21 protein-coding genes are annotated in these 21,385 nt (G+C 39.3%); 17 read left to right on the plus strand and 4 right to left on the minus strand.

Features of this window, described 5'->3' with window-relative positions; translation table 11 throughout:
• The first annotated feature begins 11 nt into the window (after nucleotides 1–11).
• Genes HUS61_RS08495 through HUS61_RS08535 form a run of 9 tightly spaced genes read left to right on the plus strand, consistent with a single transcriptional unit; the run spans nucleotide 12 to nucleotide 8,427 of the window.
• Nucleotides 12–1,337, plus strand: coding sequence for an aminotransferase class III-fold pyridoxal phosphate-dependent enzyme (locus tag HUS61_RS08495; protein WP_175082338.1), 1,326 nt, complete (start codon nucleotides 12–14; stop codon nucleotides 1,335–1,337).
• Nucleotides 1,338–2,099: a cytidylyltransferase domain-containing protein gene (locus tag HUS61_RS08500; RefSeq protein ID WP_175082339.1), complete on the plus strand. Its 762-nt coding sequence runs from the start codon at nucleotides 1,338–1,340 to the stop codon at nucleotides 2,097–2,099.
• A gap of 1 nt (nucleotide 2,100) precedes the next feature.
• Complete coding sequence (gene pseI, locus HUS61_RS08505; protein ID WP_175082340.1) at nucleotides 2,101–3,156, plus strand: pseudaminic acid synthase; 1,056 nt, start codon at nucleotides 2,101–2,103, stop codon at nucleotides 3,154–3,156.
• Between the two features lie 2 nt (nucleotides 3,157–3,158).
• Entirely contained in the window at nucleotides 3,159–4,520 is a 1,362-nt protein-coding gene (locus tag HUS61_RS08510; protein ID WP_175082341.1) for an NAD(P)-binding protein, read from the plus strand.
• A complete protein-coding gene (locus tag HUS61_RS08515; RefSeq protein ID WP_175082342.1) occupies nucleotides 4,492–5,466 on the plus strand; it encodes a glycosyl transferase in 975 nt (324 codons plus the stop codon). The genes HUS61_RS08510 and HUS61_RS08515 overlap by 29 nt, the downstream gene beginning before the upstream one ends.
• Before the next feature lies 1 nt (nucleotide 5,467).
• On the plus strand, nucleotides 5,468–6,142 hold the full coding sequence (locus HUS61_RS08520) for a class I SAM-dependent methyltransferase (RefSeq protein WP_175082343.1): 675 nt from the start codon (nucleotides 5,468–5,470) through the stop codon (nucleotides 6,140–6,142).
• Complete coding sequence (locus tag HUS61_RS08525; protein WP_175082344.1) at nucleotides 6,133–7,062, plus strand: DegT/DnrJ/EryC1/StrS family aminotransferase; 930 nt, start codon at nucleotides 6,133–6,135, stop codon at nucleotides 7,060–7,062. The genes HUS61_RS08520 and HUS61_RS08525 overlap by 10 nt, the downstream gene beginning before the upstream one ends.
• The gene (locus HUS61_RS08530; RefSeq protein ID WP_175082345.1) at nucleotides 7,049–7,690 is read left to right on the plus strand and encodes a class I SAM-dependent methyltransferase; all 642 of its coding nucleotides are present in this window, start codon (nucleotides 7,049–7,051) and stop codon (nucleotides 7,688–7,690) included. The genes HUS61_RS08525 and HUS61_RS08530 overlap by 14 nt, the downstream gene beginning before the upstream one ends.
• Complete coding sequence (locus HUS61_RS08535; RefSeq protein ID WP_175082346.1) at nucleotides 7,687–8,427, plus strand: WbqC family protein; 741 nt, start codon at nucleotides 7,687–7,689, stop codon at nucleotides 8,425–8,427. The genes HUS61_RS08530 and HUS61_RS08535 overlap by 4 nt, the downstream gene beginning before the upstream one ends.
• Here HUS61_RS08535 and HUS61_RS08540 read toward each other — a convergent pair.
• The 3 genes from HUS61_RS08540 to pseB are packed head-to-tail and all read right to left on the minus strand — an operon-like array spanning nucleotide 8,424 to nucleotide 11,454.
• The gene (locus HUS61_RS08540; RefSeq protein ID WP_058586399.1) at nucleotides 8,424–9,284 is read right to left on the minus strand and encodes an aldo/keto reductase; all 861 of its coding nucleotides are present in this window, start codon (nucleotides 9,282–9,284) and stop codon (nucleotides 8,424–8,426) included. The genes HUS61_RS08535 and HUS61_RS08540 overlap by 4 nt on opposite strands.
• The gene (gene pseC, locus HUS61_RS08545; RefSeq protein ID WP_175082347.1) at nucleotides 9,281–10,444 is read right to left on the minus strand and encodes a UDP-4-amino-4,6-dideoxy-N-acetyl-beta-L-altrosamine transaminase; all 1,164 of its coding nucleotides are present in this window, start codon (nucleotides 10,442–10,444) and stop codon (nucleotides 9,281–9,283) included. The genes HUS61_RS08540 and pseC overlap by 4 nt, the downstream gene beginning before the upstream one ends.
• A gap of 8 nt (nucleotides 10,445–10,452) precedes the next feature.
• The gene (pseB, locus tag HUS61_RS08550; protein ID WP_058586397.1) at nucleotides 10,453–11,454 is read right to left on the minus strand and encodes a UDP-N-acetylglucosamine 4,6-dehydratase (inverting); all 1,002 of its coding nucleotides are present in this window, start codon (nucleotides 11,452–11,454) and stop codon (nucleotides 10,453–10,455) included.
• Nucleotides 11,455–11,647: 193 nt separating this feature from the next.
• On the opposite strand from pseB, the gene HUS61_RS08555 reads away from it, so the two are divergent.
• Together HUS61_RS08555 and HUS61_RS08560 are read left to right on the plus strand one after the other, a co-directional pair.
• Nucleotides 11,648–12,433, plus strand: a complete 786-nt coding sequence (locus HUS61_RS08555) for a flagellin (RefSeq protein ID WP_175082348.1) — start codon at nucleotides 11,648–11,650, stop codon at nucleotides 12,431–12,433.
• Between the two features lie 142 nt (nucleotides 12,434–12,575).
• A complete protein-coding gene (locus HUS61_RS08560; protein WP_175082349.1) occupies nucleotides 12,576–14,015 on the plus strand; it encodes a sigma-54 dependent transcriptional regulator in 1,440 nt (479 codons plus the stop codon).
• Nucleotides 14,016–14,048: 33 nt separating this feature from the next.
• Here the strand turns inward: HUS61_RS08560 and HUS61_RS08565 are convergent, their stop codons facing one another.
• Nucleotides 14,049–14,636 carry a DNA-3-methyladenine glycosylase I gene (locus HUS61_RS08565; RefSeq protein WP_063529302.1) on the minus strand — a complete coding sequence of 196 codons (588 nt, stop codon included), beginning with the start codon at nucleotides 14,634–14,636 and terminating at the stop codon, nucleotides 14,049–14,051.
• A gap of 127 nt (nucleotides 14,637–14,763) precedes the next feature.
• Here HUS61_RS08565 and HUS61_RS08570 point away from each other — a divergent pair, with 127 nt between their 5' ends.
• The 6 genes from HUS61_RS08570 (at nucleotide 14,764) to fliH (ending at nucleotide 21,370) form a co-directional block, all read left to right on the plus strand.
• Nucleotides 14,764–15,876 (plus strand): PAS domain-containing sensor histidine kinase, encoded by a 1,113-nt coding sequence (locus tag HUS61_RS08570; protein WP_130166637.1) that lies wholly within the window; start codon nucleotides 14,764–14,766, stop codon nucleotides 15,874–15,876.
• Nucleotides 15,873–17,276 carry a sigma-54 dependent transcriptional regulator gene (locus HUS61_RS08575; protein ID WP_130166638.1) on the plus strand — a complete coding sequence of 468 codons (1,404 nt, stop codon included), beginning with the start codon at nucleotides 15,873–15,875 and terminating at the stop codon, nucleotides 17,274–17,276. The genes HUS61_RS08570 and HUS61_RS08575 overlap by 4 nt, the downstream gene beginning before the upstream one ends.
• 170 nt (nucleotides 17,277–17,446) lie before the next feature.
• On the plus strand, nucleotides 17,447–17,779 hold the full coding sequence (gene fliE / locus HUS61_RS08580; protein ID WP_054562183.1) for a flagellar hook-basal body complex protein FliE: 333 nt from the start codon (nucleotides 17,447–17,449) through the stop codon (nucleotides 17,777–17,779).
• Nucleotides 17,780–17,799: 20 nt separating this feature from the next.
• Nucleotides 17,800–19,515: a flagellar basal-body MS-ring/collar protein FliF gene (gene fliF / locus HUS61_RS08585; RefSeq protein ID WP_054562182.1), complete on the plus strand. Its 1,716-nt coding sequence runs from the start codon at nucleotides 17,800–17,802 to the stop codon at nucleotides 19,513–19,515.
• The gene (gene fliG, locus HUS61_RS08590; protein ID WP_054553274.1) at nucleotides 19,508–20,548 is read left to right on the plus strand and encodes a flagellar motor switch protein FliG; all 1,041 of its coding nucleotides are present in this window, start codon (nucleotides 19,508–19,510) and stop codon (nucleotides 20,546–20,548) included. The genes fliF and fliG overlap by 8 nt, the downstream gene beginning before the upstream one ends.
• Before the next feature lie 3 nt (nucleotides 20,549–20,551).
• A complete protein-coding gene (gene fliH, locus HUS61_RS08595) occupies nucleotides 20,552–21,370 on the plus strand; it encodes a flagellar assembly protein FliH (protein WP_175082350.1) in 819 nt (272 codons plus the stop codon).
• Nucleotides 21,371–21,385 lie beyond the last annotated feature (15 nt).

A 21,385-nucleotide genomic window follows, 5' to 3' on the forward strand; every position in this document is an offset into this window, starting at 1 on the left:
AGGGGTATTTCATGACCTTAAAAAATAACTCTGGTGCAAAGCTTTGGCAACAAGCAAAAAAAATTATCCCTGGAGGTAATCAGCTATTATCAAAGCGCGCTGAAATGTTTCTCCCGGAGCAATGGCCTGCTTACTATAAAAAATCAAAAGGTTGTGAAGTTTGGGATTTAGACAACAATCATTACTACGATTTTTCTATTATGGGAATTGGAACTAGCTCTCTTGGCTATGCTAACGATGAGATTAATGACGCTGTTATTTCTGCTATTCAAGATGGTTCGATGAGTAGTTTAAACTGTTTTGAAGAAGTTGAACTAGCAAGGCAATTGATTGACCTGCATCCTTGGTCAGGAGCTGTTCGCTTCACACGTACTGGTGGTGAATCTTGTACTTTAGCAATTCGAATCGCTCGTGCTTTTAGTAAGAAAGAAACCGTGGCATTTTGTGGTTACCATGGTTGGCATGATTGGTATTTAGCTACAAATATTAGTGATAGTGAAAATTTAGATGAGCAACTATTACCAGGACTAAAACCTGCAGGTGTGCCAAAGCAATTACACAACACTGCTATTCCTTTTAAAGAAGGTGATATTGAAGGTTTCAAAGCTATTGTCGAAAAGCATCGTGATAGATTAGGTGTTGTGATGATGGAAGTGTTCAGGCATGGCCAACCAAATGTTGAATTTTTAAAAGAAGTTAAAGCAATTGCACATGAAAATAATATAGTGGTTGTTTTCGACGAAATTTCCTCAGGATTTAGATTAAATACAGGCGCATCACACCTTTTAACTGAGGTAGAACCAGATATTTGTGTACTAGGTAAAGCGCTAGGTAACGGGCACCCTATTGGGGCAATTATAGGTCGCTCAGAAGTAATGGATGCTGCACAGCAATCTTTTATTAGTAGCTCTTACTGGACTGAAAGAGTTGGTTTTGTTGCTGCGCTTAAAACATTGGAAATTTTTAAACGTGACAATGTACCTCTTAAGCTTAATGAAATTGGTAAAAAACTCAAAAAACAAATATTAGATGCATCAGCTAAAGCTGGTTTTGATTTAAAAATTATTGGTATTGATAGCGTGCCGATATTTATTTTTCCGACAGATCAAGCATTAGCACTTAAAACTTTGTTCACTCAAGAGATGCTAAAAAGAGGCTTCTTAGCCAGTAATGTAATTTATCTTTCCATTGCCCATAGTGAAGAGATATGTGAAAAGTATATTTCTGCTATCTCTGAAGTTTTTAACCTATTGCAAGGTGCACTTGATAGTAACCAAGATATTGCCAGCTTAATAGATGGACCTGTTTGCCATAGTGGTTTTCAAAGGTTAAATTAGATGGCTAAAGTAATAGCATTCATACAAGCTCGAATGGGGTCTTCGAGACTACCAAACAAGGTTCTTAAAAATATTAATGGTAGGCCTGTGATCGTTCAAGTTGTTGAGCGGCTAAAAAAGGCTGCTTGTATTGATGATACTGTTTTACTTACATCGACTAATCAAGAGAACGATGAATTATGCCTTGTTGCTAAAGAGCATGGGATTAAATACTTTAGAGGGCCAGAAGAGAACGTATTACAAAGGTTTCAGCTCGCGACCGAGCTTTACCCCTGTGAATTCGTAATTCGTATTACAGGTGATACGCCTTTTGTTGATGCTGATATTTGTGAGCGGTTGTGTACTAAAGTAATAGATGAAAATGCTCAGTATGGTTTTTTAAGTGAAATGTTTGCAGAAGGCGTTGACTGTGAAGTTGTAGAAACAAAGGCGTTAAAAGGGCTTGTTTTAGAAGCACTGAGGCCATCTGAATTAGAACATGTCACCTTGCATCTCTATGAAAATAAAGAACAGCAATATCGAGTTATTGAATTGAATAATGACACTGATGATAGTCATTATCGGTTTACTTTAGATACACCAGAAGATTGGCAAGTTATAAATGCGATTGCTGATGCGAATGATGATACTCTAAATGTAACCTATCAACAGATAAAAGCATTTCTAGACAGCCACCCTGAAGTGAAAGCCATCAATGCTCAAATAGTTCGTAATGAGGGGCTTCTAATTTCCCTTAAAAACGAACAACAAGATAGAGAATAATATGAAAATTAATGGAAAAAAAATAGATTCCACTAGTCCTTGTTATATTATTGCTGAAATGTCGGCGAACCACGGCGGAAGTTTAGAAAAAGCAAAAGAAATAATAAGAGAAGCCAAACAATCTGGCGCAGATGCTATCAAGCTGCAGACCTATACAGCAGATACAATCACTCTTGATTGCGATAAACCTGATTTCTGCTTACCTAGCGATAATCCATGGCAATCGCATGTTTCATTGCATTCTTTATATCAAAAAGCATATACGCCTTGGGAGTGGCATAAAGAGTTATTTGCTGAAGCAAAGCGTTGTAATATTGATATTTTTTCTTCACCCTTTGACTTTTCTGCAGTTGATCTTCTAGAAGAATTAGGTGCACCTGTTTATAAAATAGCCTCTCCAGAAATTACAGATATCCCTCTTTTACAATATGTAGCAAAAACTGGAAAGCCAGTAATTTTATCAACAGGAATAGCAAATCTTGAAGATATTGAACTTGCAGTTGAAGTGTTGAGGGAGAATGGTTGTAAAGAGCTCGCAATCTTAAAGTGTACTACAGCTTACCCTACGCCTTTAGATGAGTGTAATTTAGCGACAATTGCAGATATAAAGGAGCGCTTTAATTGCCTTGCAGGACTTTCTGATCATACACAAGGGATAATCTCTCCTGTTGTGAGTGTAACTCTTGGGGCTAAAATCATCGAAAAGCACTTCATTTTAGATAAAAGTGATGATTCAGTAGATGCCTTTTTCTCGTTAGATAAAAATGAATTTAGTCAATTGGTATGTGCTGTAAGAGATGCTGAGAAGGCGCTTGGTAATGTTGATTATTCAATAACTGAGTCAGCACAAAAAAATATTTTAGCTCGACGTTCTTTGTACTTTGCTAAACCACTTGACGAAGGTGATGTTATTACTGCTGATGACATAAAGTCAGTTAGGCCAGGGTTTGGGCTTCATACTAAATATTACGATCAAGTTATTGGTAAACAAATTAGTAGAAAAGTCGAAATTGGTGACCGTGTAAGCTTTGATGTACTAGATAATATCGGTGATTAGTTATGAAAACATGTATTGTTGTAGGTGGTGGCGTCTGTGGCCTCACCGCGAGTATATTACTAAAAAAAAGATATGATCGAGTTTTGTTGGTTGAGCAAGGTACTGCAGTCGGAGGTTTGCTAAGTTCAGTCAAAGATGACAAAGGTAATATTTATGATCAGGGAACTCATATTCCAGTTACAACTGGAATACAGGAGGTTGATGATATTCTCTTTAACTTTGAGAATAATGAAATACAGTGGCATCATTTTCAACGCCTTGAAACAGGAAACTATTTCGCTGGTTCTTGGGACTTAGAAACACAAACTATTGATGCCAGAAAGTTAAATAAAGATGTTTATCACATAGGTATTGGTGAGTTTTTATCTTCTGTTCTGCCAAGTTCTGCAATAGATATAGAAACATATTTGGAAGAAACTCTAGGGCCAACGTTTTATGAAAACTTGGCAAAGCCAGTTATTAGTAAGCTGTACGGTAAGGATGTCGATAAGAAACGTTTATCAACAAACACTAGTATCAATTACTTTGGTGCTAATAGGGTAAAAGCATTTGATGAAAACTTAACGAGAATATTAAAACAACATCCTGAAATAGATAAAAAGTTAGGCTTTCATAAAAGTAGTGAATATGACACATATTTAAAAGAAAATAATTTTTCGATGCCATATTACTTTTATCCAAATACTGATGGAGTTCAGTTATGGATATCAGAGCTCGTGAATAAAGCACAGGCTTTAGGCGTTGAAATTATCACTAACACTCAAGTAAAAAAAATATTTGAATCAAATGGTAAAATCGACTCTGTAGAACTAAGTAACAGTGATGTAATTAACACTGAACTTGTTTTTTGGAGCGCACCTCCTGTTTTTGCATTACATGCGGGAGAATTACCTATTCATAGCTATCGGCCTACGTTCCGAACTGCTTATATCTTGCATGCAACATTTGATAAACCCCTCAATAATAATAAATCTCACTATTTATGGAACTGGGATCCAAGCTCTGAAATTTTTAGAATCACTCTTTATGATAATTTACGAACAGAGAAAACTCACTCTGTATCTGCTGAGGTTCTTAGAGATAAAAGTGAAGCTGAGTTTACTTTAAATGAAGGTGTAGAAGATCTAAGGAATATGGGGTTGGTTGCTGAAGATGCTTCTATACAAAGTGGCTTTGTCCAGCAAATTGAAAATACTTTCCCTGTACCTACAAAGGAATTTGCAGAAGCGACTGAAGTTAATTATCAGACTCTAACGTCTGCATACAGTAATATACTTGTTTCTGGTAGATTTAGCGGGCGTTGTTGGCTTTTACATGACGTTCTTAGGTTTGCATATGAAGATATCAATAACTATGCGAACTAAAGCTAAGTATATTTTTTATTGCAACGCATCGAAAAGTACTGGTTTAGGGCATTTATCAAGGAGTCTAAACATTGCCAGACAAATAAGTGTTCTATCGAACAGTCCTAAAGTTTATTTTTATGGTAACTACGACTTATTTGCTGAGCAAAAAATTTGTTTTTACTCTTTTAAAGTACTAAAGGAACTGCGCGATGCTGAAAACACAACTATTATTTGTGATAGCTACGATTTTTCTCAACAACATCTGCTCAATTTAAAGCGTGCTGGTTTTAAGTTATGTGTTATTGATGACTTTAATCAATACAACTTTGATTTTGTTAACCTTCTTATTAATTTTCGTTTGAATGCTGATTCATTTTATCAAACTACTAATCCTAGCTGCTTAGGTGTGAATTATTTTTCATTTTCACCCGAGCTAGTTGCCTTAAGGGGAGAAAAATTAGCATTACCATATAAAAATGAAATTGAAAAAGTGCTTATTTTTATAGGGGGTTACGACGCTTTTGGTGTTGGTGTAAAAGTTATTGCGGCTTTGGACCAAGTTTTTACTGGTATCGACTTTACTCTTATAGATAAAGAAAAGCCGCAACTCAATGTTGAAAATAATAAGGTAGAAATAGTAGGGTTTACTGAAGATATTTCGAGTTACTTTGCTGATAGTGATTTAATTATTAGTGGTGGAGGGTTAACTAAATATGAAGCTGGATTTTGTTTAATACCTAATTGTTCTATTTCGCAAACACGCGAACAACATCAAGATACTTTAGAATTAGCCAAAAATAATTTAACTTACGATTTAGGTCTGGCTGAAGATGCAAGTGTTGATAAGTTAAATCAAGGGATAACCAGTTTCATCAAGCAAAAAACAAAACAAGTAAATTCATTTGTTGAAACTTATAATACTTATTCAACGCGAAACTTAGCACTTGAAATTATGAAGGTTTGAAATGAACGAATTTGAATCGAAACAAGCTGAATGGGATTCAATAGCAAATGCAAGTGCTGACTTCAAAGAACAGGTTGGACGCCCATTCGAAGATAGTGCTTGGCTTGCACTGAGTGCAGATGTATTAAGTAAGCTAGAGTTAAACTCAGCCTCTAAAGGTAATGTTTTGGATGTAGGCTGTGGTAATGGTTTGTTGCTCTCTAAGATAGCTAATAATTTTAACGAATTAGTGGGGGTTGATTACTCTGAATCTATGGTAAACAAAGCAAAAATGTTGTTGCCAGATGGAGCATTCACTCAGTCAGAAGCAAATAGTTTAAGATTCAAGAATAATTATTTTGATAGAGTGCTTTGCTACAGCATTTTTCACTACTTTCCTTCATATGACTATGCTCTAGAAGTGATATTAGAAATGATTCGAGTCACAAAGCCTGGCGGCTTGATTCTATTAGGAGATATTCTTGATGCGAACTTTGAGTCAGAAATTAAAGGAAATAGTGACTTAGAATATGAAAAAACGATACCTCTGATACACCGTTATTCGCAGTGGCGCTTTTATAACTTTAAAAAATTAATCGATGATTTAGCAGCATATACAACAAAAGTAGAAGTATTGACTCAGCCAGAAACCTTCGTGCTTGCTACATACCGAAAGGATATTAGAATTTGGGTTTAGACGAGTTAGAAAAAGAGTTAGCGGGTTACTTTGTTCGAAATCATGCCATCTTAACCCGCTCAGGCAGTTTTGCAATTATCACAGCTCTTAAATGCGCAGGTTTAGAGCAAGGTAGTAAGGTAGTCATGCCTGCAAGTTGTTGTCCTATCGTTTTATTCTCTATTCAAATGGCTGGTTATTCAGTTGTGCTAGCTGATGTTTCACTAAGCACTCTTTCTATGGAAGTTGAACAAATTGAATCAGTAATGGATGATGATATTTCGGCCATTCTTGCTGTTCATGGGTATGGCCACTTTTGCGCAATTGATGAAATTACTGATTATGCTAAGCGAAAAGGTGTCATTTTAATTGAAGATGCTTGCCTTGCGTATGGCGGCAAATTTAAAGGCCGTCCAATAGGGAGCTTTGGTGATTTCTCAGTAATTAGTTTTGGCTATGATAAGCCTATTAGCCAAAACTATGGTGGAGCATTAATGACAAATTGTCAGACTTTTGCTGACAAGGCTAGAGACTTCTTAGATGATAATAAAATGGCTCAATTTTCTGAACTTATCCAAATAACTCATGTATTAGAAGGTTTAAAAAAGCTAGATAAATTAACAGCCATCAGAAAGTCGAACATTGCTTTTGTAGAGCAAACTGTTTCTAATGAAAAATTTAAAAGGCTTAAGTACAATCCTGAAATAACGTATTGGCGATACCCTTTATTTATTGAAAATAGAGAGCGATTTTTAAATGCAGCAAAGCAACAAAACATATTGTTCACTAGCCACTACCGCTCTTTAGGTCTTCTACAAACTCAAGGTTTTTACCCGAATGCGGAAGAAATCGGAAATAAAATTGTAAATTTGTTTGTTCAGCCTGCTACGCCTAAAACTCAATTAACTAACATGGTGAGATTTATAAATGACTACAGGTAAGAGTGAAAGCCTAAAAAGTTATTATCAAGGTTTATATGCTAAATTTGGGAATAGTCACCAATCTGTTCAGCATGTTTCAAAAGAAGCTCAAAATGTTAGGTTTAAAATTTTTCTTGAGCAAATATCAAACAAAAGCCGGGTTGTTGATCTAGGTTGTGGACTTGGAGATATGTTGGCATTTTTCCGTGATAATGGATTTACAGGGGATTATTTGGGTTTAGACTTTGTCCCGGAGTTTATTCATTCTGCCGAAAAAAAATTTTCGGACGATAGAAAGTCTAAATTTAAACTGTTTGATATCTACAGTGATGCTATGCCACTTGGCTATGATCACGTTTTAATCAGTGGTGTTTTTAATAACAAAACAACTGATAATTTTTCGTTTATGAAAAACGCTCTTACTAAAAGTTTTGCTGCATGTGAAAAGTCCATTATTTTTAATGCGTTATCAACTTATGTAGAGTATGAAGATCCTACTTTATTTTATATAGATCCCATGGTTATTTTTGACATGTGCAAGCAAGAAATGACCCCCTTTGTGAATTTAAAGCATGACTATGTCACAAAAATTGGTGGGTATCCTTACGAGTTTACTTTGAGCCTATACAAAGAGGGCTTCAGTGTATGATTTTAAGTGTAATGCAGCCGACTTATTTACCATGGCTAGGTTACTTTGCATTGATACAAAGCGCAGATAAGTTTGTGTTTCTTGATGATGTAAAATTAGAGAAAAGTGATTGGCATATCAGAAATAGAATAAAGGCTAAAAATCAACCCTTGATGCTTAGTTGTCATGTATCAACACCGAATGGGAGATCAGCGGCCACTATTGAAAACACCTCATTTGTAAAAGAAACAGTTTGGAAGAAAAAGCACTTAAAAAGTATTTATGAAAACTATAATAAAACTGACTATTTTGAAGAGCTATTCCCAATCCTTTCATCGGTGTTTGAAAAAGATAACTTAAATACTGTAGCTCAGTTTAATATAGCTCTTATTAAGGCTCTAATGGATTATATCGGTATTAGCACGCCAACTTACATATCTTCAAAACTATCTAATGTTGAAGGCGTAAAAGATAGCCGGTTAGTTTCCTTATGTAACATATTAGACTGTAACGTTTACTTGTCGCCGATGGGAGCAAAAAATTATATTGAAGAATTTACGCCTGGTGGGCAACTGGTAAAAAATAATATAGATGTTTACTATCAAAACTTTGAGCACCCTGAATACATTCAAAGAAATGGTAGTTTTGAGTCGCATTTAAGCGCGATTGACAGTTTGTTTAATGTCGGCCCAAATAAGACTGCAGAGCTAATAAAAAACTCTACAAAGCAAGCGCTTCACTACAGTGATTTTTACTAACTGAGCTGCCATTTGGCAGGATTTATAAAACTTTCGTCTTCGATAGCAAGTTCGTTAAAAAATACATTTGGTTCTAACTTGCTGTCTAACGCTTGTAAAATCTCTTCCAGCTGGGCTTCGCTGTTAACACCTATGACAACTTTATCAATTGATTCAATACCAACAACGTAGTTAATAGCCAGTGCTAAAGGTGTCATGTTTAAACGCTTAGCCATATGATGAAAAATCTCAAGGGACTGTTTTATTGGGTTAAAATATTCAGGCCACTCACCTTCAGACATCAATAGTAAGCCTTGCAAAAAAGCTGAACGAGTGTGAACTTCAACTTTATTTTTTTTAAACTTTTTCAATAAATCTGCTGTTAAAAAACGTTGATCAAATATATTTGCAGGTAGCTGGATTAAATCAATTTGCTCTAAAATAGGTTCGCTAATCTGGTTAGGTGAGTAAACCGATAAGCCTACTTTGGCTACTTTATTGTCAGCTTTAAGATTGTATAAAACATTTAAAAGGCTTGGGTATTTCTTTAAATCGTCAGCGTTATGTAAAAGTAGCCCATAAATAGCGTTTAAATGTAAGTCGGTAAGTGTATGCTCAAGGCAAGAGTGAACCCACTCTTCTTCATTACATGAATTAGGTAAAGGTTTTACTTTACTCACGATGTTGAAATCATCAATAGCGCAATTGCCTAAAACAGCTTCAGCATCACCGTAGGCTGCAGCAGTATCAATCGTATTTAACGAAGCACTTTTTGCTAGCTTTAAGATCCGCTTAACTTCATCGGTCTTAGTTTTCCCTGAACGGTTACTCACACCGTAATTCAAGCCAAATTGCACTGTGCCTAAAGCGAGCTTCATAATAAATCAATCAATTTATCGATAACGAATTGCTGCTCATTTGCTGTCATAGTTGGGTGCAGAGGAATGGTAACAGCCTGTTTGTAGTAAGTTTCTGCATTTGGATAATCACCTTCCGAAAAGCCTAAAGCTTGATAATAAGGCTGTAAATGGATCGGTATATAATGCAAGTGAGCAATAACTCCTTGCTCGCGCATACCTGTAATGACTGACTTGTGTTTTTCTACGTTACATTGCGTTAAACGAACAATATATAAATGGTAGCTAGAGTAACAATCATCCGATTGTGTTAAATGAGCTAGCGTTGAATTTGCAAACGCATGGTTATATGTTGTTGCAATGTCGTTTCTCACTGATACAAAGTTGTCTAGCTGCTTTAACTGACTCAGTCCTAAAGCGGCTTGCATATCAGTCATTCTATAATTAAAACCAAGCTCTAACTGTTGATAATACCAAGGGCCGTGACTTGGCTCGGTCATTTCTTCAGGAATATTAGTAATACCATGGCTTCGCAAGCGGCTCATTTTTTTGTTGAGCTCAGCACAGTTGGTAACCGCCATCCCCCCTTCAGCAGATGTAATTATCTTGACTGGATGAAAGCTAAACACAGTAATATCTGAATAAATACAGCTGCCAACAGGCTTATCTTTGTACTTCGCGCCAATAGCATGCGAGGCATCTTCAATAACCTTAAAACCATACTCTTTGGCAAGTGCATTGATTGCTGCCATATCGCATGACTGACCAGCTAAATGAACAGGGATCACGACTTTAGGAAGTTGCTGGCTTTGTTTGGCTAACGTTAGCTTTTCTTGAAGCGCTGCAACAGACATATTGCCTGTTTCAAGGTCGATATCAACAAAATCGATGTCTGCGCCACAATACAGGGCGCAGTTACTCGATGCGACAAAGGAGATTGGCGACGTCCATACAATGTCACCTTTACCTACGCCTAAAGCAAGGCAAGCAATATGTAACGCTGAAGTCGCACTGTTAGTGGCACAGGCATAGTGAGCATCACAATATTCTGCAATGGCACTTTCAAATGCTGGAACAGCAGGACCCTGTGTTAACCAGTCAGACTTTAATACATCAATTACGGCATTGATGTCTTCTTGCGAAATACTTTGTTTGCCGTAAGGAATTACCTTATTCGCCATAATAAATTTTACAATAATGCTTGAACATTGAAGTTTTTAATTTCTTCAATACTCATATATTCAGGGTTATCAAGCGAGTTATACTCGAAACCTTGGGTAACTTTTTTGCCTTTTTCACCAATAGCATTCACAGTAAAATCATTGCTACGACTACTGAATTTTATACCCGGAGCGATAACAAAGTGGTCGCTATATTCGTACGTTTCAAAGCATAAGTCGGCCGGGCACATGACCTCATGTAACTTTTCACCTGGGCGAATACCTATAACCTTAATTGGTAAGTCAGGTGCCATTGCTTTGGCAAGATCAGTAATACGAATTGAAGGGATCTTCGGAACGAAAATTTCGCCACCTAACATACGCTCAAAGTTAGTTAAAACAAAATCAACACCTTGTTGCAGGCTAATCCAAAAGCGAGTCATTTCTTCATGAGTAATTGGTATATGGTCGCGGCCTTGGTCGATAAACTTTTGGAAAATAGGCACAACAGAGCCACGCGAACACACTACGTTACCGTATCTTACTACTGAAAAAGTTGTTTTATGGCCGCCAGCAATATTATTAGCAGCAACAAATAACTTGTCTGATGCAAGTTTTGTCGCACCATATAAGTTGATTGGATTCGCGGCTTTATCAGTCGACAGTGCAATGACTTTTTCTACGTTATTATCAAGGGCGGCGTCAATTACATTCTCTGCGCCATTGATATTAGTTTTGATGCACTCCATTGGGTTGTATTCAGCGGCTGGAACTTGTTTTAATGCTGCTGCGTGAATCACATAGTTCACGCCGCGCATAGCACGGCGAAGCCTTTCTTTATCGCGTACATCACCAATAAAATACCGCATACACGGTTGGTCAAACTCTTGCTGCATTTCAAACTGTTTGAGTTCGTCACGCGAAAAGATAATGATCTTTTTTGGCTTATAGCGTTCTAGAAGCGTTTTGACGTATTTTTTACCGAATGAACCGGTACCACCGGTAATTAAAATTGTTTTATTGTCGAACATAGTGTTACCCGAGTTATTTTTCATTGGCGTTTGATACGCAAAGTGAGAATTTTGACACAATTCTCAGTAATTTAACTATTAACTAATACACTAGCAAGTCAGATGCCAAGTTAATTTATCTAAACCATGGTACAAAGTACAAAATTTGGCAAATTAAGCTATAATTTAAGCAATCGGTTTGTCGGAGGCCGCCATGAAAATTCAATCACCCAATACCGGGTTTTTAAACCAAACTCAGCAAACGGGTAATAAGCTTACTGAGCAACTAGCATCAGGTAAAAAAGTAAACTCAGCGGCAGATGATGCCGCTGCACTGCAAATTATTGATCGATTAACATCGCAGCAAGATGGCTACAGTCAAGCAATTAACAATGCTTACGACGGCATTTCTTACTCGCAAGTAACAGAGTCAAATCTATCAGGTGTGAATGATGCCGTTTCTCGCATACGAGAGCTGTCTATTCAAGCGGGTAATGGTGCGCTCACAGACAGTGATAGGGCTGCACTTCAAGAAGAAGTGTCGCAATTGCAAACGCAAATTTCAGAAACCTTTGAAAATGGAACATTCGGTGGCAAACCTTTATTTGATGGTGAGCAAGTGTCGTTTCAAGTTGGTCCTGATGCTAACACCACACAATCAGTGACGCCATCTGATGGCAGTATTGCTTCAGTTATTGCAGGAATCGATATTTCAACCCAAGCAGGAGCTCAAGCTGCGATTGATATTAGCGACCAAGCTGCTGAGGAAATTAACACCCAAAGAGCTGAGCTAGGCGCTTTTCAAAACACCTTGGCGAGTACGATAAAAGGTTTAGGCAACCAGCGAGAGAACATTGCTGCGAGCCAAAGCCGAATAGAAGATACTGACTATGCAAAAGCTGTGTCTGATCAAGTAGCTAATGATATTTTATCGCAAGCATCGATTGCCTTACGTGGTCAGGCAAATCGTTCAGCCGAATCTATATTAGGTTTACTTTAATTCTTTAGTATTAAATTTTAGTGCTAAGTGACTATTTTTTGGCGTTGATGTCAATAAATTGCCGCTTAGCGCTTGCATCCCTCCTAAACTCGCTTACAATTTAGAAATTAACTAACCTCGTGGTAACTGTGGTTCGCCAATAATGATCTTAATTTTAGACAATAATAATAATCGTGCGATAGGTTTACATGCAGCACTTACCTTCATTGGTGAATCTGCACAATTAGTTGATGAGACTACATTACAGTCTTTTTGTGAAAAACATCAACAGCAAGAATGTATGGTCATTCTTGGTGCTTTACAGCAGCTAAATCACGAGGCTGTGATCAAACAGTTTCCTGCCATTCCGTTTTTATTAATTGGTGAAACACTCAAACCGTTACTAAGCATTGCAAATGTAGTTGGTTTAATTTGTGAGCCATTTAACCATGATGTAACTACTCAGCTATTGCATGATTGTCAGCAATATCAGCGCATGCTACCGGGTGACCATAAACAAGCTAAATCTAACAAATCATTTGATGGTTTAGTAGGTGAAACCGAAGCTGTTAAAGATGTGCGCTTTTTAATTGAGCAAGTAGCAAAAACCGATGCCAATGTGCTGATCTTAGGTGAGTCAGGCACAGGTAAAGAAGTTGTTGCACGCAACGTTCATTTACTCTCTAAACGCAATACCGGGCCATTTGTGCCGGTAAACTGTGGTGCTATCCCGGGCGAACTACTTGAAAGTGAGCTATTTGGCCATGAAAAGGGTGCCTTTACGGGCGCAATATCAGCGCGAAAAGGGCGTTTTGAATTAGCGCAAGGCGGCACGCTGTTTCTAGATGAAATTGGTGATATGCCTTTGCAAATGCAGGTTAAACTACTGCGTGTGTTGCAAGAGCGTAGCTATGAGCGAGTAGGGGGTACTAAGCCTATTCAAGCAGATGTACGCATTATTGCTGCGACTCACCGCAACCTTGAAGAAATGATTGAAAAGGGCGACTTCCGAGAAGACCTTTTTTATCGTTTAAACGTGTTTCCAATTGAAAATCCTTCGCTTAGTGAGCGTGCTGACGACATTCCTCTGCTTTTAAAAGAATTAATGCGTCGTGTGAACGAGCAAAGTGGCACAACGGCCAAATTCACTGAGCGTGCGATTCAAAGCTTAAAAGAGCATGCGTGGCCGGGGAATATTCGTGAGCTTGCTAACTTAGTTGAGCGCATGGTGATCATGTTTCCAGATAAAGTGGTTGATGTGCCAGACCTTCCAGCTAAATATCGTTATATTGAAGTTGAGGCTTATGAGCCTGAGTACCCAGAAGAGTTGATGGAGCGAGATGCTTTCAACGATATTTTCAGTACCGGCTTTAGTGATTATGATGAGGAAGAGCTTGATGTACCAGCAACAACGGCTGACTCAGGTTTATTACCAGATGAAGGAATTGAGCTCAAAGAGTATCTTGCTGAGCTTGAAATCAGCTTAATCAGCCAAGCATTAGAGCGCTATGATTACGTTGTTGCACGTGCAGCAGAAATTTTAGGTGTTAGGCGCACCACACTGGTCGAAAAAATGAAGAAATACAACCTAACGCGCGACTAAGCCGCGTTAGGTTTCTTCCTCGGTTTTATCTCTTTAATATTCACTAATTATCTCAGCTTTTCTAAAGCAATCATTGCTATGGTCATTTACCATGCCACAGGCCTGCATGTGGGCATACACCGTCGTAGGGCCTAAAAACTTAAAACCGCGCTTTTTTAAATCTTTGGCGAATGCTGTTGAGGCTTCAGTAATAGCCGGGTAATCCTCTAATTTATCAAGATCGTTTACCAATGGTTTGCCACCAACAAACTGCCATTGGTAATTTGAGAAACTGCCAAACTCTTTTTGAATCTCAATAAACCGTTGCGCGTTATTGATAGTGGCGGCGATTTTAGCGCGATTACGAATAATACCTTCAAACTGCATTAACCTTTCGACGTCGTCTTCGGTCATTTTGGCAACCTCTTCGACAACAAAGTTTTTGAAGGCACTGCGATAGCCATCACGCTTTTTAAGTATGGTATACCAACTCAGTCCCGCTTGTGCTGACTCTAAGGTTATAAATTCAAATAAGCGGTGATCATCATATAATGGGACCCCCCATTCTTGGTCATGATAGGCCACATAATCTTCTTTGCTGGTATCGAGCCATGGGCAACGACAATGGTGTTCTTTTTGCATTATTCACTCGCGATTGTCATTTTTTTGTCAGTGTTGTTTTGTCTTTAATTTATTGAAATAAAACAAAAATAAATTTGGTACGGATTGTGCATTTAGCTAGGTAGACACGATTTTTTGAGTATCGATTATGGCCTTAGCAAATGTCCTAAAACCACAATTTATCACAGCCAAACAATATAACCCATGCTTACAACAAGAAGAGTATGTGGGTGAGTTGAGTGAGCTGCGCCAACAAGCCAGTTGGTTAGGCCACTTGGTTGATACCATGCCTGCGGGTGTGGTGGTTTTAGATGGCCGAGGCATGATCGCAAAAGCCAATCAAATTGCCATTGATATGCTAGGTGAGCCGCTTGAAGGTGAAAAGTGGTTTAGCGTTATTCAACGTTCATTTCGACCAAAGCAAGATGATGGACATGAAGTATCACTTAAAGATGGCCGATTAATTAAGCTTGATATCACTGCGCTTGCTCCAGAGCCAGGGCAGTTAATTTTAATGACAGATTTAACTGAAACCAGACGCTTACAAAAGCGAGTAGCACATATGCAGCGCTTGAGTGCGCTTGGCAAAATGGTTGCTTCGCTTGCTCATCAGGTCAGAACACCGTTATCAGCTGCCATGCTTTATGCCGCAAATTTAGGCTCAAAGCGATTGCCAGAAAGCTCGCGTGGCAACTTTCATACGAAGCTAATGTCGCGTTTAAAAGATTTAGAAACCCAAGTGAACGATATGCTGTTATTTGCCAAAAGTGGTGAGCAACAAGTTGTCGAAAGCGTTTCAATGCAACAGTTACTTAATGAAGTAAAAGCCGGTGCTGATGCTATGGTTGCACAAAATAACAGTGAACTTAGCGTGAACTTACCAGAACCTGATATTGAAATTATGGGTAATAAAACTGCTCTGGCGAGTGCTATTCAAAACCTGATCCACAATAGTATTCAAATTATTGGCTCTGAGGCTGTGGTAACCCTGAGTGCCGAACGTGACGAAACGAGCGAAAACTGTGTTCGCATCAGTGTCAGTGATAATGGCCCAGGTGTTGATTTACGTCATGCCAACAAATTATTCGAACCTTTTTACACTACCAAAAGCCAAGGCACGGGGCTTGGACTTGCTGTTGTAAGTTCAGTCGCCAATGCGCACCAAGGACGGGTTGAAGTGACTAATAATGCTCATGGGGGAGCATGTTTTAGTTTGATCTTGCCAATTAGTGCAGAACCAATGTCAGCGGAGGCAAAATGAATACTAACTCTATTTTAGTCGTTGAAGACGACGCAGGCTTACGAGAAGCACTGATTGATACCCTTGAAATGTCGGGTATTGATTGCGTTGCTGCAGATAGCGCCGAACAAGCGATGATCTTGCTTAAGCAAAATAGCTATTCATTGGTTGTTAGTGATGTGCAAATGGGCGCTATGAGCGGCCTTGACCTACTACGTAGCATTAAACTTAATTATCCTGAGCTGCCGGTATTAATGATGACGGCCTATGCCACTATTGATGATGCTGTAGAAGCAATGCGTTTAGGCGCGATTGATTACATGGCAAAGCCGTTTGCTCCAGAAGTTCTTCTTAACATGGTGAGTCGTTATTTGCCTGAAAAGGAAAAAGAAACCGATGGCCCAATCGTTGCCGATCCATCAAGTATTAAGCTATTAGAGCTCGCGAGCAAAGTTGCCCGTTCAGATGCCAGTGTCATGGTACTCGGCCCAAGTGGCTCGGGTAAAGAAGTGTTGGCTCGTTTTATCCATGATAAATCAAATCGTAGCGATGCCCCCTTTGTGGCTATTAACTGCGCTGCTATTCCTGAAAACATGCTTGAAGCAACCTTATTCGGTTACGAAAAAGGGGCGTTTACCGGCGCGATTCAAGCCTGTCCGGGTAAATTTGAGCAAGCTCAAGGTGGTACCATCTTACTTGATGAAATTACTGAGATGGATTTAGGCTTGCAAGCTAAATTACTGCGTGTACTTCAAGAGCGCGAAGTAGAGCGCTTAGGCGGTCGTAAAACCATAGAGCTTGATGTTCGCGTACTTGCTACAAGTAACCGAGATTTGAAAGAAGCGGTGAGCGAAAACCTATTTAGAGAAGATTTATATTATCGCTTAAATGTATTCCCGCTAATGTGGAAACCATTAGCAGAGCGTCCTGGCGACATTATTGTATTGGCTGAGCATTTAATAGAGCGTCATTGCCTGAACAGTAAAGAGCCTATTGCTCAACTAAGTGAGGGGGCGAAACAAAAGCTGCTATCGCATGCTTGGCCAGGTAACGTACGAGAGCTTGATAACGTTATTCAACGGGCGTTGATATTATGCGATGGTAATAGTATTCATCAAGATGATGTCTTTATTGAGGAGTTGCTTACGGTGGATATCAAGCCAGTCGCTACGCCACCACACAACGCACCGGTATATCAAGAACAACCTGTTGAAGTTAATTTAGATACCGTGCCACAAGTGAGTGAGCAAGGTAATTACAAAGACGAGCTGAAAGACAAAGAGCATCGTATTATTTTAGAAACCTTAGCGCGCTGTAATGGTAAGCGCAAAGAGGTTGCAGAAACCTTAGGTATTAGTCCGCGCACGTTACGTTATAAACTGGCGCAAATGCGAGACTTGGGTATAGCCTTACCTGCATAAACTCCTTCCAAAAAGTTACTCAAACAAGCTCACATTTTTGTGAGCTTGTTTGCTGTCAAAACTCTGACATGCAAAATTAATGATTCAAACTATTGAATTTGTTGGTTTTATTTTGTGGCACGGTTTGTGCTTTATCAGTGCATAAGTAAACTGCATTGTCAGAGAGTATTATGAAAGTTCAAAACAGCGCATTATTTCAAGAAATGCAAGCTATGGCTTCAGAAGTAGGCCGTAGTAACTCAATTAATAATTTACCAACTCAAACTCAGCCAACATCGTCGGCACAGTTTGGTGATTTACTTACCAATGCACTTGATACAGTGAATGGCTTACAACAAGACGCTAAGCAAAAAGTAACAGCAATGGAAATGGGCGACCGCAGTGTTTCTTTAGCAGACGTAATGATTGCTTCGCAAAAATCATCAGTCGCTTTTGAAGCTACGGTGCAAGTTCGAAATAAACTTGTTGAAGCTTATAAAGAAATCATGAACATGCCTGTGTAACTAGGTAGTGGAGAATTATTGTGGCGCAATCTAATCAATCAACTGATCTAGCCTTAGCAGGCGGCGGTATCGACTCAACCGATACTGATGATCAACAAGAGCAAAAGTCAGGCTACCTAAGTGCCTTAAACGGTGTAGATGTTTTACGCCAGGTTACTTTAGTGATCGCTTTGGCAATCTGTTTGGCTATCGCAATTTTTATTATTATTTGGGCTCGTCAACCAGATATGCGTCCGCTTGGCAAAATGCCAACGGAAGAGCTTATTCAAACGCTGGACTTTTTAGACGCTCAAAAGATTGATTACGAACTTGATGGTAACGTCATCTCTGTTGAAGAAGGTGAATACCAAAACATTAAATTATTGATGGCTCGTGAAGGCCTAGAGCAAGCGCCAAGCTCAGGTACTGACATCATCATGCAAGACATGGGGTTTGGTGTTAGCCAACGCCTTGAACGTGAACGTTTAAAACATGGTCGTGAGCAACAGCTTGCACGTACCATCGAAGAGCTAAAAAATGTTACTCGCGCCAAAGTACTTTTAGCTATTCCAAAAGAAAACGTATTTGCTCGTCGTGAAAAACAACCTTCAGCGACGGTAGTGCTCACCTTAAAACGCGGTCGTACACTTGACGGTGAAGAAGTTGACTCAGTAGTTGATATTGTTGCCTCAGCAGTCCAAGGGTTATCGCCAGAGCGTGTTACTGTTACCGATCAAAATGGTCGCTTACTTAATTCAGGTTCACAAAACTCACTTGCTGCTCGCTCTCGTAAAGAGTATGAGATTGAACGTAAGCGTGAAGAAGAGTACTTAAATAAAATCGATAGCATCCTTATTCCAGTTGTAGGATTAGGTAACTATACCGCGCAAGTCGATTTAAACATGGACTTTAGTGCAGTCGAAGAAACACAAAAACGTTATAACCCAGACTTACCAGCAGTGCGCAGTGAAACCACGTTCGAAGAAAACAACATCGGTGGTCTTGCAGTGGGCATTCCAGGTGCGCTAACGAATCAGCCGCCAGTTAACTCTAATATTCCAGAAATTGCAGGCCAAGGTGGAGCAGGCTCAGCAACGAACCCAAGTCGCTCGCATAAAGAAGCAACACGTAACTACGAGCTTGATACAACAATTTCGCATAAGCGTCAGCAAACCGGTGTTATTCGTCGTATCAGTGTTTCAGTTGCCGTTGATTATGTACCGCAGGTGGGTGAAAATGGTGAAACAACCATGGTTCCTCGCTCTGTAGAAGCATTGTCAAATATTCGTCGTTTATTACAAGGCGGTGTTGGTTTTGATATGCAGCGTGGTGATGCGCTTGAGGTTGTTACAGTGCCATTTGTTCGTGAAGATGCTGGTGAAGCGATTGAAGTTCCACTTTGGGAGCAAGATTGGTTCATGAAGATGCTACGCTTAGCATTAGGTGCACTGGTTATTATCGTACTGATTGTCTTTGTAGTAAGACCTATGCTGAAACGTCTAATTTACCCAGACGATACACTAGAAGAATACGATGAAGACGCATTAAGTGCAGGTGTAGATATTGGTGATAGCACGCTAGATATGCTAAATAAAGACTTTGACTCTGCTGCTGTAGGATTCTCAAGTGATGGTACACTACAGCTGCCAGACTTACATGGCGATGAAGATTTACTCAAAGCAGTTCGTGCATTGGTTGCAAATGAACCAGAACTGTCTTCTCAAGTAGTGAAAGCGTGGTTAACAGAAGATGACTGATCAAGAACAAAAACAACTACCACCGGCGTTTGATGTTGATAAATTAGACGGTGTGGATAAGGCGGCAATCTTATTGCTGAGCTTATCAGAAGAAGATGCTGCGCAAATCCTTAAGCACTTAGAGCCAAAGCAAGTGCAAAAAGTGGGTATGGCAATGGCTGCGCTAGATGATTTATCGCAAGCGAAAATTAGCGCAGTCCATAATTTGTTTATTGAGCAAATTCAAAGCTTCAGTACCATTGGCTTCCAGTCTGAAGACTTTATCAAAAAAGCCCTTACAGCAGCGCTTGGTGAAGACAAGGCAGCCAGCCTTATTGACCAAATTGTTATGGGCTCAGGGGCGAAAGGTCTTGATTCATTGAAGTGGATGGACTCAAAGCAAGTGGCGAATATTATTCGCAACGAGCATCCGCAAATTCAAACCATTGTTTTATCGTATTTAGAGCCAGAGCAATCAGCGGAAATCTTGTCGCAATTCCCAGAAAAAGTGCGCTTAGATTTAACCATGCGTATTGCTAACCTTGAAGAAGTTCAACCAGCAGCATTGCAAGAGTTGAATGAAATCATGGAGAAACAGTTCGCAGGTCAAGCTGGTGCGCAAGCTGCGAAAATGGGTGGCTTGAAAGCGGCTGCTGATATCATGAACTACCTAGATACCAATGTTGAAGGTCAGTTAATGGATTCAATCCGTGAACACGATGAAGAGATGTCACAGCAAATCCAAGACCTTATGTTTGTCTTTGAGAACTTAATGGATGTTGAAGACCGTGGTATTCAAGCGATCCTACGTGAAGTACAGCAAGATGTATTAATGAAAGCTATTAAAGGTACTGACGAAGCATTAAAAGAGAAGATTTTGGGCAATATGTCAAAACGTGCTGCTGAATTACTCGCTGATGATCTTGAGGCAATGGGCCCTGTTCGTATTAGTGAAGTAGAAGCGGCACAGAAAGAAATTCTTTCTACGGCACGTCGTTTAGCTGACTCAGGTGAAATTATGCTTGGTGGCGGTGGTGGTGAGGAGTTCCTGTAAGCCATGAGTAAGTCTTCATTTCATACAGGACGCCCAGTACATGCCAGTGAAGCTGCTGATGAATTATTGGAAAACTGGCCAATTCCTGAAGTGACGCAAGATACAACAAAACTCGCTGGACGCTCAACGGCGTATGGCACGCCTTTAGCTGACTTATATCGCAAAGAGCAGCAAAAGCAGCAGGCCGAAGAGCAGCCAGAAGAGCCTGAAATTCCGTCGCTAACAATGGCTGAGCTTGAAAAGATCCGTCAAGATGCCTACGAAGAAGGACTAAAGCAAGGCCATGAGCAAGGCTATATAGATGGTTTTGAAAAAGGCGCACATGAGGGAAAAGAAGCTGGCTTTAAAGAAGGTATTGAGCTTGGTAAGGAGCAAGGCCAAGAAGAAATAAAGCCAATTTTAGAAGAGCAGCTGACCAACTTAAGAAGCTTACTTGATAGCCTTTCTCAACCATTATCTAAAGTCGATGAAAGTGCCGAAAAGCAGTTAGTGCAGTTAGCTGTGATGTTAACTGAAGTTTTAGTTTACCAAGAAATTAAAACCTCACCTGAAGTCATTTTACATGCTTTGAAGCAAGCTATTGATGCGTTAGGTGAAGAGCAAGCTAAAGTACGTATTCACTTACATCCTGATGATATTACTTTAATTACCGAAAGTTATGGCGAACAAGCTATCGCAGATAACCATTGGCAGTTAGTTGCAGAACCGACTTTAGAACGTGGTGGCTGCGAAATTAAAACCCCGCAATCATCCCTCGACATGACAATCAAAACCCGCGTCAAAGAAACGTTGGAAAACTTTTTGCATAGCAGTGGTATCTAATACTTTTTAGGCTCA

It is taken from the genome of Pseudoalteromonas sp. 0802 (assembly GCF_013350085.1).
Lineage (GTDB): Bacteria > Pseudomonadota > Gammaproteobacteria > Enterobacterales > Alteromonadaceae > Pseudoalteromonas.